This is a genomic window from Porticoccus sp. (assembly GCF_965660005.1).
Lineage (GTDB): Bacteria > Pseudomonadota > Gammaproteobacteria > Pseudomonadales > Porticoccaceae > Porticoccus.
In genome coordinates, this window is the sequence record NZ_CBFHYF010000002.1 from 50565 (window position 1) to 64224 (window position 13660).

Annotated in this window: 14 protein-coding genes; 7 read left to right on the plus strand and 7 right to left on the minus strand. The window is 55.2% G+C overall.

Going from position 1 to position 13660, the window contains the following annotated elements; translation table 11 throughout:
• Positions 1–70 precede the first annotated feature (70 nt).
• Genes trpE through trpC form a run of 4 tightly spaced genes read left to right on the plus strand, consistent with a single transcriptional unit; the run spans position 71 to position 3971 of the window.
• Positions 71–1537 (plus strand): anthranilate synthase component I, encoded by a 1467-nt coding sequence (gene trpE / locus ACTF5G_RS00970; protein ID WP_438950947.1) that lies wholly within the window; start codon positions 71–73, stop codon positions 1535–1537.
• Positions 1538–1548: 11 nt separating this feature from the next.
• A complete protein-coding gene (locus ACTF5G_RS00975; protein ID WP_438950948.1) occupies positions 1549–2130 on the plus strand; it encodes an anthranilate synthase component II in 582 nt (193 codons plus the stop codon).
• A gap of 3 nt (positions 2131–2133) precedes the next feature.
• On the plus strand, positions 2134–3165 hold the full coding sequence (gene trpD / locus ACTF5G_RS00980; protein WP_438950949.1) for an anthranilate phosphoribosyltransferase: 1032 nt from the start codon (positions 2134–2136) through the stop codon (positions 3163–3165).
• Complete coding sequence (gene trpC, locus ACTF5G_RS00985; protein WP_438950950.1) at positions 3162–3971, plus strand: indole-3-glycerol phosphate synthase TrpC; 810 nt, start codon at positions 3162–3164, stop codon at positions 3969–3971. Before trpD ends, trpC begins: the two co-directional genes overlap by 4 nt.
• A 126-nt stretch (positions 3972–4097) precedes the next feature.
• On the opposite strand, the gene crp is transcribed toward trpC, so the two are convergent.
• On the minus strand, positions 4098–4703 hold the full coding sequence (gene crp / locus ACTF5G_RS00990) for a cAMP-activated global transcriptional regulator CRP (RefSeq protein WP_438951005.1): 606 nt from the start codon (positions 4701–4703) through the stop codon (positions 4098–4100).
• A gap of 222 nt (positions 4704–4925) precedes the next feature.
• Between crp and ACTF5G_RS00995 the strand changes: the two genes are divergently transcribed.
• Positions 4926–5345 (plus strand): OsmC family protein, encoded by a 420-nt coding sequence (locus tag ACTF5G_RS00995; protein WP_438950951.1) that lies wholly within the window; start codon positions 4926–4928, stop codon positions 5343–5345.
• Between the two features lie 545 nt (positions 5346–5890).
• Positions 5891–6862 carry a LysR substrate-binding domain-containing protein gene (locus ACTF5G_RS01000; protein WP_438950952.1) on the plus strand — a complete coding sequence of 324 codons (972 nt, stop codon included), beginning with the start codon at positions 5891–5893 and terminating at the stop codon, positions 6860–6862.
• Here the strand turns inward: ACTF5G_RS01000 and coq7 are convergent, their stop codons facing one another.
• The gene (coq7, locus tag ACTF5G_RS01005) at positions 6863–7510 is read right to left on the minus strand and encodes a 2-polyprenyl-3-methyl-6-methoxy-1,4-benzoquinone monooxygenase (RefSeq protein ID WP_438950953.1); all 648 of its coding nucleotides are present in this window, start codon (positions 7508–7510) and stop codon (positions 6863–6865) included.
• Between the two features lie 70 nt (positions 7511–7580).
• On the opposite strand from coq7, the gene ACTF5G_RS01010 reads away from it, so the two are divergent.
• On the plus strand, positions 7581–8531 hold the full coding sequence (locus ACTF5G_RS01010) for an MBL fold metallo-hydrolase (RefSeq protein WP_438950954.1): 951 nt from the start codon (positions 7581–7583) through the stop codon (positions 8529–8531).
• An 18-nt stretch (positions 8532–8549) separates the two neighbouring features.
• On the opposite strand, the gene purD is transcribed toward ACTF5G_RS01010, so the two are convergent.
• From purD to ACTF5G_RS01035, 5 genes are all read right to left on the minus strand, one after another.
• Positions 8550–9836, minus strand: coding sequence for a phosphoribosylamine--glycine ligase (gene purD / locus ACTF5G_RS01015; protein WP_438950955.1), 1287 nt, complete (start codon positions 9834–9836; stop codon positions 8550–8552).
• A 95-nt stretch (positions 9837–9931) separates the two neighbouring features.
• Entirely contained in the window at positions 9932–11521 is a 1590-nt protein-coding gene (gene purH, locus ACTF5G_RS01020; RefSeq protein ID WP_438950956.1) for a bifunctional phosphoribosylaminoimidazolecarboxamide formyltransferase/IMP cyclohydrolase, read from the minus strand.
• 20 nt (positions 11522–11541) lie between these two features.
• Entirely contained in the window at positions 11542–11838 is a 297-nt protein-coding gene (gene fis, locus ACTF5G_RS01025; protein ID WP_438950957.1) for a DNA-binding transcriptional regulator Fis, read from the minus strand.
• Positions 11835–12821, minus strand: coding sequence for a tRNA dihydrouridine synthase DusB (gene dusB / locus ACTF5G_RS01030; RefSeq protein ID WP_438950958.1), 987 nt, complete (start codon positions 12819–12821; stop codon positions 11835–11837). Before dusB ends, fis begins: the two co-directional genes overlap by 4 nt.
• 74 nt (positions 12822–12895) lie before the next feature.
• Positions 12896–13660 (minus strand): DUF3426 domain-containing protein (locus ACTF5G_RS01035; protein ID WP_438950959.1); only part of this gene is annotated, 765 nt, incomplete at its 5' end.

Consider the following 13660-nt stretch of genomic DNA (forward strand, 5'->3'; position numbering starts at 1 on the left):
TGCCTGAAGGGCGGCATCCCAACCGCCTGTTGTCTGATACATCTGCGTCCAATGACGCAAGGGAATGACCATGACCCCGACAGAATTTGCCGCGCTGGCCGAGCAGAACTACAACCGCATTCCGGTGACCCGCGAGGTGCTGGCCGATCTCGAAACTCCCCTGTCCTGTTACCTTAAACTGGCTCGAGGCCCCTATTCCTATCTGTTTGAATCCGTTCAGGGTGGTGAAAAATGGGGGCGCTATTCGCTGATCGGTATGCCCGCCACCACCATTCTGAAAGTTTACGGCGATCAATTGACCATCGAGCGCGATGGTGAGCAGCTGGTCTCGCGAACCACGGAAGATCCCCTACGGGAAATCGAGGAATTCCAGAGCAGTTACCGGATGCCGGAACTGCCGCAACTGCCGCGCTTTACCGGAGGACTGGTGGGCTATTTCGGCTATGACACCGTTCGTTACATAGAGCCAAGGCTAAAGCAATGCGTGCCCCCGGATGCGTTGGGAACACCCGATATTCTGCTGATGGTGTCCGACGAAGTGGTGATTTTCGACAACCTGCTGGGCAAGTTGATTCTGGTGGTACATGAAGATGCCTCAGAACCGAATGCCTGGAACCTCGCCCAGGCCCGCCTGGATGAGCTCGAAACCAAACTGGCCAAACCCCTGCTGGAACTGCCCCCTCTAAAAATGCAGGGCAGCGGTCTGCAGGAGTCGGCGTTTGTCTCGAGTTTCGGTGAGCAGAACTTCAAGCAGGCGGTCGACAAAATCAAGGATTATGTGCTGGCCGGTGATGTGATGCAGGTGGTTCCCTCCCAGCGCCTTTCCATGGATTTCGACGCGGAGCCGCTCAACCTTTATCGCGCATTGCGCTGTCTGAACCCCTCGCCCTACCTCTATTATCTGGACATGGATGACTTTCAGATTGCCGGTTCCTCGCCGGAAATTCTGGCGCGACTCGAGGATGGCGAGGTGACCGTGCGACCGATTGCCGGCACCCGGCGCCGCGGCCACACGCCGGAGGAAGACCGTGCGCTGGAGGCGGATATGCTCGCTGACCCCAAGGAGATTGCCGAACATCTGATGCTGATTGACCTCGGCCGCAATGACGTGGGTCGTGTGGCACAGACGGGGACGGTCAAACTGACGGAAAAAATGTCGGTGGAGCGTTACTCCCATGTCATGCACATCATCTCCAATGTCACCGCACAGGTCATTCCGGGTACCACGGCTATTGATGTGCTTCGGGCTACGCTACCTGCGGGAACCCTGAGCGGTGCACCGAAAATTCGCGCCATGGAAATCATCGACGAACTGGAACCGGTCAAGCGCGGTGTGTATGGCGGCGCGGTGGGTTATATCGGTTGGAATGGCAATATGGACACCGCCATTGCGATTCGCACGGCAGTAATCAAGGATGGCAAGCTGTATGTGCAGGCCGGTGCCGGCATTGTGGCGGACTCGGTGCCGGCACTGGAGTGGAAGGAAACCATGAACAAGGCCCGCGCCATTTTTCGCGCCGCTGATCTGGTCATCTGAGGAGTGCTGCCGTGATACTGATGATCGATAACTACGACTCCTTTACCTACAACGTGGTCCAGTACCTCGGTGAGCTGAAAGCCGATGTGCAGGTCTTTCGCAATGATGAGATCACCATTGCCGAGATAGAGGCCATGGCACCGGAAAAAATCGTGATTTCGCCGGGCCCATGCACTCCCAACGAGGCCGGTATTTCTGTGGCGCTGGTGAAAACCTTTGCTGGAAAAATTCCCATGCTGGGTATCTGTCTGGGGCACCAGAGTATCGGCCAGGCGTTTGGTGCCAGGGTGGTGCGTGCCCGACAGGTAATGCACGGTAAAACCTCATCGATTTATCATGCGGATGTCGGGGTGTTTCGCGGCTTGTCCAATCCCTTCGAGGCCACCCGTTACCACTCTCTGATAGTGGAGCGCGAGACGCTGCCGGATTGTTTTGAAATTACAGCCTGGACCCGAACCGAGGACGGTCAGGTCGATGAAATTATGGGCTTGCGTCACCGCGATTATGATATTGAGGGGGTGCAGTTCCACCCGGAATCCATTCTCACCGAGCACGGTCATGACCTGTTGCGCAACTTTCTCCGGGGCGGATAAAAAATGCACATACAGCAAGCGATAGCCAGAGTCCTTGAGCGTCGGGACCTCGATGCCAGCGAGATGCGGCTGGTGATGCAGCAGATTATGACCGGTGGCGCTACGGCGGCCCAGATCGGTGGCTTTCTGGTGGGATTGCGCATGAAAGGAGAATCTGTTGCGGAAATCACCGGTGCTGCACAGGTGATGCGTGAGCTGGCAACTCCGGTTGTGATAACCGGTGATCATCTGGTCGATATTGTCGGCACCGGCGGCGACAGTGCCGGTATCTTCAATGTCTCTACAGCGAGCAGCTTTGTGGCGGCGGCGGCGGGTGCAAGGGTAGCCAAGCATGGCAACCGCTCAGTGAGCAGCAAAAGCGGCAGTGCCGATCTGTTGGAATGTGCGGGAGTGCAACTGGACCTTTCGCCCGAAGAAGTGGCGCTCTGTGTTGAAGAGGTCGGTATCGGTTTCATGTTTGCGGTGAACCATCACAGTGCCATGAAATATGCCATTGGTCCCAGGCGCGAGCTTGGCGTGAGGACCGTATTCAACCTGCTTGGACCCCTGACCAATCCGGCCGGGGTGCCGAATATGTTGCTGGGTGTCTATGACCGCCACTGGCTGAAACCGGTGGCTGAGGTGATGCGCGAACTGGGTGCCGGGCATGTACTGGTGGTGCATGCCACAGACGGGCTCGATGAAATCAGTATTGCCGCCGACACGCTGGTGGGCGAGTTGAAAGATGGCGAAATTGTCGAATATATGATTCGGCCGGAGGATTTCGGTTTTCAGCGTGGCTCGCTGGACAGTCTGAAGGTGAGTGATGCCAGGGATAGCCTGGATAAGGTCAGGTCTGCTCTTTCTGAGAAAGGGGGCGCAGCCTCGGACATGGTGGCATTGAATGCCGGTGCTGCACTCTATGCAGCGGGGGTTGCTGAGGATCTGGCGGAAGGCGTCAGCCTGGCCCAGGATGCGCTCGGCAGCGGCCTCGCAAAAGCCAAAATGGGCGACCTGGCAGCCTTCACTCGCTGTCTCAAGGCGCTGGATAGATGATGAATACTGCTCTGGATACACCGACTGTGTTGAAAAAAATCCTCGATCACAAAATTGAATCAGTCAACCGTCGAAAGGTAAAGGCTTCAATGGATCAGCTCAGGGAGCAATGCCGGGAGCCGCGTGAAGTTCGCGGTTTTTCCGCTGCCTTGCAGCACAAGCTTGACCAGGGGCTTGCGGCGGTGATTGCCGAAGTAAAAAAAGCATCCCCCAGCAAGGGGCTTATCAGGGAAGATTTTGATCCGGTGAGTATTGCACGAAGTTATGAAAAAGGCGGAGCAGCCTGCCTGTCGGTGCTCACGGAAGAAGCCTTTTTTCTCGGTGCTGACGAGTATTTAAAGATGGCCCGGGAAGCCACCCGGTTGCCCGTACTGCGCAAGGACTTCGTTATTGATCCATACCAGGTCTACGAATCCTACGTGCTGGGTGCCGATTGTATTCTGTTGATTGTGGCCGCACTTGAGCAGCCCCTGCTGGAGGAGCTTCACGATATTGCCGTGGGACTGGGCATGGATGTGCTGGTTGAAGTGCACAATGAAGCGGAGCTCGATCGGGGCCTGTTGATTGAAAATCCCATGATCGGTATCAATAACCGCGATCTGAAAACATTTGAGACAACCCTCGAGACCACTTTTCGGCTGCTGGAAAAAATCCCCGAGGATCGTATTGTGATCACGGAAAGTGGAATTCTCACTATAGATGACGTCGCCGCTATGCGGGGGCATAACGTCAATACCTTTCTGGTTGGTGAGACGTTTATGCGCGCCGAGGAGCCGGGCCTGAAATTACTGGAAATGTTTAATTAGGGCGAGCCAGCTGGGCAGATGAAGGCGGAGTTGTTTCCGGTGTTGCGCGATATGTTCTTTTGCCCGATATTGGATATCACCGGTTGTCTTAGAGGACTCCCGGCTTAGGTTTAATGGTTGACGGTCCTAGCGGGTACCGAATAAGATCATGGTTTTGCCTTTCACCGATACCAGCCCCTGATCCTCAAGGGTTTTCAGCACCCGGCCAACCATTTCCCGGGAGCAACCCACAATCCTGCCGATTTCCTGGCGAGTAATTTTGATCTGCATTCCATTGGGGTGGGTCATCGCATCGGGTTCTTTGCAAAGATCCAGTAGTGTTCGCGCGACTCGGCCAGTGACGTCAAGAAACGCCAGATCACCTACTTTCCGGGTGGTATCACGAAGGCGTTTGGCCATTTGTACGCCGATGGCAAAGAGAAACTCGGGATACTGGTTGGACAGCTCCTGAAACTTGCCGTAACTGATTTCACCGACTTCACATTCCGTTTTGGCGCGAATCCAGGCACTGCGATCCGGCTGCTTGAATAGCCCCATTTCACCAAAAAAATCACCCTCATTCAGGTATGCCACAATCATCTCCCGACCATCGTCGTCTTCAATCAGCACAGTGACTGAGCCCTTGATGATATAGGAGAGGGTATCGCCTTCATCGCCTGCATAGATAATGGTGCTTTTAGCCGGGTATTTTCTTCGGTGGCAGTGGGCGAGGAATGCTTCCGCATTTGGCATGTGGGGTGTAATGGGTGCGGGTGCCAACTTGGCGTCCTCCTCAAGCTGATGTTTTTCGAACAGAGAACCCATTATGGGCACAAACGCCTCGTCGGCCAAGTTGGATTTTGTCATCATCCATTTCTCCTTATTGTGAAATCCATGTATCTGGCCAGACGATTCTAAGAGTAACAGCACATCAATTATGTTAGCCTCTTGGCAAATTTTCGATTGAGTAACAGCATGAAAGCAAAAGTGATTTGGGGTGGCGATGTAAAATTCACTGCAGAAACGGAAACAGGGCATCAGGTTGTGATGGATGGTCCGCCGGATCACGGTGGCACCAATCAGGGGCCGCGTCCCATGGAAATGGTTCTCTGTGGTATGGGTGGTTGCTCATCGTTTGATGTGGTGCATATTCTCAAAAAGAGTCGCCAGGATGTAACAGGTTGTGTGGCAGAAATTGCGGCGCAACGTGCGGATGATGTACCCGCAGTTTTCACCGCCATTCATATTCACTTCGTGGTGACGGGTCGCGGCCTGAAGGAGAATCTGGTGAGTAACGCGGTGAAACTGTCCGCAGAAAAGTACTGTTCCGCATCCATCATGTTGTCCAGAGGTGGAGTGGAAATAACCCACAGCTACGAAATCCATTCTGCCTGAAGCCTCGAACTGGGCCACCCTACTGCTTGACCGGCCCTGCTGACTCCACCGGCTCCTTACCCGTGGGTAAAAAAAGGGCAGCGGAGCTGCCCAAGGGATTCTAAGAGAGGTGAGGGAGGCAAAAAAGTATCAACGATTTGTTTGAATGGCAGACGCTGGTGTTGAAAAAGCCTAAGAAATCAAACGATGGAATAACTATAAATCCCGCCTAACCATGATTGAAATGTATTAAATTTATCTGCTTTATTCCCTGTATTTATGTATGCGCTGCACACAAAAAACAGGCAGCTTGCGCTGCCTGAAAAGATATAGAGGGAGTAAGAGAACTACACTTGAATGGCCTGATAATTCGATACTGGGAGTATGTTACTCATCCGGCACATTCTCGAGACTTCGGGTTCGGCGACACCGGATTTCCAGTGAGGGGGGTCGCTTGGTGAAGATCACTCCTCAGCCCCGCTTGCTACAGTTTCAATATAGTCATTGGGAAAATATGACTCAAATGTATTAAGATAATGTTGTTCATAATCTATAGGAATGTTTTTGTGGATACCAAAATTTTGTCCCGGGTTGATTTGAATTTACTGGTAGCCTTGCAAGTGTTACTGGAAGAGCGCAGTGTGACGAGGGCAGCCGAACGACTGTTCATCACCCAGCCGGCCATGAGTAAAACCCTGCAGCGCCTCAGGGACCTGTTTGATGATCCGCTGTTTATCCGCAGTGGACGGGGATTGATCCCCACACCCAGAACCAACGAATTGGCAATGCATCTGCCGACCTTGCTGGCCGGTGTGTCGGAACTGGTGTCCAGGAGCAGCTTTGACCCGCTGACGTATGAGGGGGAAATATGCATCATGACAGCAGAGTTCATCGCGGTACAGGTGGTGCCTACCCTCACCCAGAGAATAATCAGGGAGGCGCCAAAGATGTCATTGACGTTGACCAGTGAATCCGAGGAAGAAGGTCGCGCGTTGGAGGATGGTGATCTGGATTTCGCCATCGAAATTGCCCGTCCCTACGGCAGTGAATACCATGTGACCCCGTTGGGCAGTTTTACACCGGCTGTGTGGATGCGCTCTGAGCATCCTCTTGCCAAAAAAGACAAGTTGACCCTGGTGGAAATGCTTGAATACCCGTTTATTCAGTATTATTTGCTACTGACGGGCCCCATCTCGGCCAATGCCGAGAGTCGCTTCGACCGGGAGTTGGCCAAGCACGGTTTGAAAAGGCAAAAAACGCTGGTTACCACCCAGCTGATGACGGCCATGGATGCACTTTGGCATACCGATTGCCTGATGATGGCCACCATGCACGACCTGAAAATTGAGAGTGAATCTTACGGTATTGTGCGCAAACCCTATCCGGCGGAGCTGGAGTTCGATAATACCGTTCCGGTGGTCCTGGTGCAGCATGCCAGAACCATCAAGTCCCCGGCGCACCAGTGGGTAAAAGAACAGATTATTGGCATTGTTCAGGACATCAAAGAGCAGGCCAGGCTGGCAGCTCGGGCTCGCTGATCAAATGCGGTAGCTGGTTTTGGTCATGGCACCGGAAATGAGTGTCATCAACCCCTTCACTGGTGAGGGAAATTCCAGGCCCCCGGCCTCCTTCGCCAGATCCGCATGTTTGCCCTCATCCTCCAGCATTTGCTCCACAATGGCGCGGCTTCGGGTGTCATTTTCTGGCAGAATTTCAAGATGATTTTCGAGGTGTTGGCAGACCTGCTGCTCCGTGGCTGATACAAAGCCGAGGCTGAGTTTATCGCTGATTAACCCGGCAGTGGCCCCGATGCCAAAAGACAGTCCATACCACAGGGGATTCAGCAGACTGGTGTGGCCGCCGAGCTGCTTGAGTCGTTCCTGACACCAGGCCAGATGATCAATTTCTTCGTCGGCTGCCCGCTCCATTTCACTGCGAACCGACGTAAGTTTCGCTGTGAGTGCCTGTCCCTGATAAAGGGCCTGGGCACAGACTTCACCGGTATGATTGACCCGCATCAAACCAATCGTATGTTGCTTTTCCAGTGTTTCGAGTTCGTGTTCTTGGACAGTTGTTTTTCCCGGTGACAGCCGCACCGGTGGTGGTGCATCTGCCGCCAGGGTGCGCAGGGCCCGGTCCACCTGAAGAAGGAGTCCGTCGAGAGTCGTGAGCCGCCTTGTGCGCATTATTTTGCCCTAAACTTTGGATGGGAACCGGATTGTAGCAAAATCATCAACTAACACACGAGGAGAATGGATGATAGGTTATCAACAGCAATATCTCGGTTACGGTATCCACTGTATCGACGCACACTATGTGAGACAGGGGCAAGCCTGTTGTTATCTGCTGGTGGAGGATGGTGGCGTCGCAGTTATAGAAACCGGTACCAATCATACGGTGAGTGCTATCAGCGAAGCGTTGGCATCGTTGGGGCTGACGGCAGAAGCCGTGCGCTATGTGATTCCCACCCATGTGCATCTGGATCACGCCGGTGGTGCCGGATTGCTAATGCAGCATTACCCGGATGCGCAACTGGTTGTTCATCCCCGTGGTGCCCGTCATCTGGCGGACCCCGCAAAGTTGATACAGGGTGTTGTTGCCGTTTATGGGGAGTCAGCCTATCGGGAACTTTATGGCGAGCTTTTGGCTGTGCCTGAAGAGCGCATCACCAGCGCCGAGGACGGTTTAGGATTGAGTCTGGATAGACGCACACTGGAGATCCGTCATACACCGGGTCATGCAGAGCACCACTTTTGTCTTTGGGATGAAGCAAGTAACGGCTGGTTTACTGGAGACACTTTTGGCCTCGCCTACCTGACCTCGGCGCTGGGGGGTGACCGGTTTATCATGCCCACCACCACACCTGTGCAGTTTGCACCTGAACGACTGCTCAGCTCGCTGGATTTGCTCATGAGTTATCAGCCGCAGCGGGTATATCTTACCCACTACGGCCTGCTGAAGGCACCCGAAAGATATGTCATGTTATTGCGCGAGCAAATAAACGCCTGGTGTGAAATGGCCCTTTGCCTGGATGCTGGGCCGGAGAGAGAGTCGATCATCTGCCAGCGTATAACGGATCTCACGCTGGCACGGATCAAGGCGCGCTGGCCGGATGCCGACATGGCGATGGTCGAGGAGGATCTCGCAATGGATCTTGAGCTGAATGCCCAAGGGCTTGAAGTCTGGCTGCAGCGTCAGCAGCAATAGTGGATGGTCGGCTTGGTTTCAAGCCTTTTCCCGTGCAATCGCCCGATAGCCAATATCGTGTCGATAATAGACCTCATCCCAACAAATTTGTTCTGCCAGTTGGTAGGCCCGCTGCTGGGCCTCAAGGACAGTGTCGCCCAGGCCGACGGCGCACAGTACCCGACCGCCATTGGTAGTAATCCGTCCATCAACTTCTCTGGTTCCGGCGTGAAAAACTTTGCGGTCTTCTGTGTCGGAAGCGGGAAGCCCTGAGATGACATCACCCTTGCGGTAGTCATTTGGGTAGCCTCCTGCGGCCAATACGATACCCAGCGCGGCCCGCGGGTCCCAATCGACAGTGCAATGGTGGAGTGTCCTGTCGAGTGCCGCATTGCAGAGTGCCACCAGGTCTGATTTTAACCGCATCATGATCGGCTGCGTTTCCGGATCGCCGAAACGGCAGTTGTATTCGATCACCTTGGGGGTGCCATCGGGCATGATCATCAGCCCGGCATACAGAAAACCGGTATAACGGTTGCCCTCTGAAGCCATTCCTAGCACGGTTGGGCGAATCACTTCGGTCATCACACGCTCGTGAATGTCAGGAGTCACCACGGGCGCGGGGGAGTAAGCCCCCATGCCGCCGGTATTGGGCCCTTTGTCACCGTCGTCACGTGCCTTGTGATCCTGTGACGTCGCCATTGGCAGGATGTGCTCCCCGTCCACCATGACAATAAAGCTGGCTTCCTCGCCGGCCAGAAATTCTTCAATTACCACCCGGTGACCGGCATCGCCGAAGGCATTGCCCGCCAGCATGTCGTGCACGGCATTTTCGGCTTCTTCAAGGGTTGTGGCGACGATCACCCCCTTGCCGGCCGCCAGTCCATCGGCCTTGACGACGATGGGAGCCCCTTTCTCCCGCAGGTAGGCAAGCGCCGGTTCGATCTCTGTAAAATTGCGGTATACCGCAGTGGGGATATTGTGGCGCGCCAGGAAGTCCTTGGTAAATGCCTTGGAACCTTCCAGCTGTGCCGCGCCTTTCGAGGGGCCAAAGGCCCGCAGGCCGCGGCTGGCGAAAAAATCCACAATGCCATCCACCAGTGGCTGTTCCGGGCCGACAATGGTCAGGACGACGTTATTCTGTTGGGCAAAATCCGCTAGTGCTGCGAAGTCGTTGACATCGATAGCGACATTTCGGACACCCGGTTCCAGCGCAGTACCGGCATTTCCCGGTGCCACGAAAACCCTTTCAACCCCTTGGCCCTGCGCCGCTTTCCAGGCCAGTGCGTGTTCTCGTCCGCCGGAACCGATCACCAGAATATTCATGGGTAAGTCTCTTGCCTGATATGAAGGTGGCGATTGTACCGATGTGGCACAGGCGCCTCAAAATCAACGTGACAGGGTCAGCGTTGGGCGGGGTGTCAGTGACGGAAGTGCCGCATACCGGTAAACACCATGGCCATGCCATGTTCATTGGCGGCGTCGATCACCTCTTCGTCACGGATCGAGCCGCCGGGCTGGATCACGCAGCTGATGCCCACCGCAGCGGCGTTATCGATGCCATCCCGAAATGGGAAGAAGGCATCGGAGGCCATCACTGCGCCCTTTACTTCCAGTCCTGCATGTTCCGCCTTGATGGCGGCAATACGCGCGGAATTGATACGGCTCATCTGGCCTGCCCCCACGCCGATGGTCTGGTTGTTCCTCGCGTAAACGATGGCATTGGATTTCACCATCTTGGCCACTTTCCAGGCAAACAACAGGTCCGTCAGCTCACCATCCGTGGGCTTCCGGTCGGTGACCACTTTCAGATCGGCGGCGGATACCATGCCGTTATCGCGATCCTGTACCAGCAGTCCGCCATTGACCCGTTTGAAGTCAAAGTCCTGTGGGCGGGTTTTGCCCCACTGGCCGCATGCCAGCAGGCGAACGTTCTTCTTGCTGCCGACCAGTGCTACGGCTGTGTCAGAGACACTGGGGGCGATAATGACTTCCACGAACTGGCGCTCACAGATGGCTTCAGCAGTGGCAGCATCCAGCTCTCGGTTGACGGCGATGATGCCACCGAAAGCGGATTCCGGATCGGTCGCAAAGGCCAGGTTATAGGCGGTCTTGAGGTCCACCGCTACGGCCACGCCGCAGGGGTTGGCGTGCTTGACGATCACGCAGGCGGGTTGGTCGAATTGCTTGACGCATTCCAGCGCAGCATCGGTATCGGCAATATTGTTGTAGGAGAGTTCCTTGCCCTGCAATTGCCTCGCGGTAGCGACACTGGCCTCAGCCGGCTTGGCTTCCACGTAGAAAGCCGCTTTCTGGTGGGGATTCTCGCCGTAACGCATTTCCTGGGTTTTCAGGAACTGGGTGTTGAAAGTATCGGGAAAATTGCGCTTCTCGTTGACGCCCGGCTCAAAATTGAAGGGGCGGGCACCAAAGTGATTGGCGATCATGCCATCGTAGGCGGCCGTATGCTCAAAGGCTTTCACCATCAGTCCATAGCGGGTGTCGTAGCTGAGCTGACCATTGTTGGCCTGCATTTCCTCCAGCACGGCACTGTAGTCACTGGCGTTGACCACAATGGCGACATCCTTGTGGTTCTTGGCGGCGGAGCGAACCATGGTGGGGCCACCGATATCGATATTTTCAATGGCGGTTGGCAGATCACAGTTGGGGTCAGCCACCGTGGCAGCGAAGGGATAGAGGTTTACCACCACCATATCGATGGGCAGAATGCCGTGTTCGCCCATGATGTTGTCATCGGTGCCGCGGCGACCGAGGATGCCCCCGTGTACCTTGGGGTGGAGGGTTTTGACCCTGCCGTCCATCATTTCCGGAAAGCCGGTGTAATCCGAGACTTCCCTGACGCTAATGCCGTTCTCGTTGAGCAGGCGGTGGGTGCCGCCGGTAGAGAGGATTTCGACGCCCTGATTGCTCAGTGCCCTGGCGAACTCGACAATGCCGGTCTTGTCGGAGACGCTGACCAGGGCACGGGAAACTTTACGCAAGTCGCTCATAGGGTAGGATCCTCAGTTTTTTATAGCAGGTTGTATTGTTTGAGTTTTTTTCGCAGTGTGCCGCGATTCAGGCCGAGCATTTCCGCCGCCTTGCACTGGTTGTTACGGGTATAGCTGAGTACCGCTTCAAGCAGGGGTTCTTCCACCTCGGTGAGCACCAGCTGATAGAGATCATTGGTCGGTTGTCCGTCCAGATGCAAAAAATATTGCTGCAGTGCGGTTTCCACACAGAGGCGCAACGATTTGTGATGGTGTGAGGTGTCCTGTGGTTCGGCTCCTACTTCGGCCTGGATAGTAAATGTTTCGATGGCACTCATGCGGCTTGGTCCCAATTGTTCTGTCCTGCCAGAAAAGCGTGCAGGCGGTCTATTTGTTCGTTGTGGTTTTCCAGCTGGTTGAAAGACCGGCGAAAGGTATCACCGTCGGGCAGGTGCTCAACGTACCAGCCCACGTGCTTGCGGGCAATCCGGATACCTGAATATTCCCCGTAGTGGGCGTGTATGGCGCGAATATGGTCCACGATCTGTGCGACAAATTCCTGTTCGGAGGGGGGCTCCGGTAGCGAGTTGTGTTCCAGGTAATGATTGATTTCACGAAACAGCCATGGGTTGCCCTGGGCGGCGCGGCCAATCATCACGGCGGCAGCTCCCGTGTCGTCCAGCACCGCTTTCGCCTCCGCTGCAGAACGGATATCGCCGTTGGCGAATACCGGAATATCGACTGATTGGACCACACCCGCGATTGTGTTGTATTCGGCGCGACCGTTGAAGCGACAGGCGCGGGTGCGCCCATGTACGGCGAGTGCCTGAATGCCGCAATCTTGGGCAATTCTGGCAATATTGAGCGCGTTGCGATTTTGGGTGTCCCAGCCAGTGCGAATTTTCAGTGTGACGGGAATGTCGACGGCCTCTACCACGGCGGAGAGAATAGCGGCCACCAGCATCTCATCCTGAAGCAGCGCTGACCCGGCGGCGCGCTTGCAGACTTTTTTGGCAGGACAGCCCATGTTGATATCGATGATCTCGGCGCCCAGTTCCAGGTTTTGTCGGGCCGCTTCTGCCATCAGGGACGGAATGCTGCCGGCAATCTGTACGGATCTGGGTGAGAGCTCATCTTTGTGGACCAACCGTTGTTGGCTCTTTCTGCTGTGCCAGAGGCGGGTATCGGAAGTGATCATTTCGGATACGGCCATGCCAGCCCCCTGCGTCCGACAGAGCCGGCGAAAGGGCAAATCCGTCACGCCGGCCATCGGTGCCAGAATGGTTCGTGATGCCAGAACATGATGGCCAATCTTCACCAAGTTGGGTTGCCTCGATCTAAGCTCGGAAAAAACGGGGGTATGATGATACCCGCTCTTGGCCGCCGGAATAAAGATTATTTGGGAATGAATAGCAGATAGCTGACAGCCTCCTGCCCGGGGTCGGCCAGTTCCAGCTTGAGCCTTACCGGTTGCCTGGCGGGCATACTGGTCATACCGGCCAACGCGCCACGTAGGTATTCTCCAGGTTGAAAACGTCGCTGTGCGATGATTTCTCCCTGCAGGTTTTCGAATCTGAGCACCAGCGCCGGGAACGGTTGTGCGAAGCTGGCTTCATTTACCAGCACGGCGTCCACGATCAGGGCATCGGGTATTTTCGGGTGACTGTAGACCATCAATTTATCGCTGCTGATTTTGTTCAAATCCTGTCGGGGTGACAGCTTGCAGCCGACTACCCCGCAGTAACGGGTTATCCATTGCCGGTGATTCGGATCCGCGCCAATCATATCGGCGGAAAAATACAGGGACTGTGCCGCCAGCAAAACGACAGCCAGCAGCGACAGTGACAGCCACAGCCAGGTTTTCTGTTGTGTTTTGGTGGGTGGGTAAAAGACGATTGTTTCATGCTTATGCTGTACAGAACCATTTTTAGCCTCCTCACGCGGCGAACTTTCAGGGGTTCCGGCAGCCTCAGCCGATGATTCATTTCCGGGCTCCTGTGTGCCAGTGGGCAGGGTATCGGACCAGTTAATATCGATCTGTTCTGAAAGTATTGCATCGGTGACTGTTTCGGTGTCAGGCTCGTCCTGCTCCTGCTCCTGCTCCTGCTCCTGCTCCTGCTCCTGCTCCTGCTCCTGCTCCTGCTCCTGCTCCTGCTCCTG

Bases quoted from the DNA above. Each gene is read 5' to 3' on its own strand.
- trpE (WP_438950947.1), top strand. From the start codon at position 71: ATGACCCCGACAGAATTTGCCGCGCTGGCCGAGCAGAACTACAACCGC.
- trpD (WP_438950949.1), top strand. From the start codon at position 2,134: ATGCACATACAGCAAGCGATAGCCAGAGTCCTTGAGCGTCGGGACCTC.
- trpC (WP_438950950.1), top strand. From the start codon at position 3,162: ATGATGAATACTGCTCTGGATACACCGACTGTGTTGAAAAAAATCCTC.
- crp (WP_438951005.1), bottom strand. From the start codon at position 4,703: ATGCCAAATGCGGAAGCATTCCTCGCCCACTGCCACCGAAGAAAATAC.
- ACTF5G_RS00995 (WP_438950951.1), top strand. From the start codon at position 4,926: ATGAAAGCAAAAGTGATTTGGGGTGGCGATGTAAAATTCACTGCAGAA.
- coq7 (WP_438950953.1), bottom strand. From the start codon at position 7,510: ATGCGCACAAGGCGGCTCACGACTCTCGACGGACTCCTTCTTCAGGTG.
- ACTF5G_RS01010 (WP_438950954.1), top strand. From the start codon at position 7,581: ATGATAGGTTATCAACAGCAATATCTCGGTTACGGTATCCACTGTATC.
- purD (WP_438950955.1), bottom strand. From the start codon at position 9,836: ATGAATATTCTGGTGATCGGTTCCGGCGGACGAGAACACGCACTGGCC.
- purH (WP_438950956.1), bottom strand. From the start codon at position 11,521: ATGAGCGACTTGCGTAAAGTTTCCCGTGCCCTGGTCAGCGTCTCCGAC.
- fis (WP_438950957.1), bottom strand. From the start codon at position 11,838: ATGAGTGCCATCGAAACATTTACTATCCAGGCCGAAGTAGGAGCCGAA.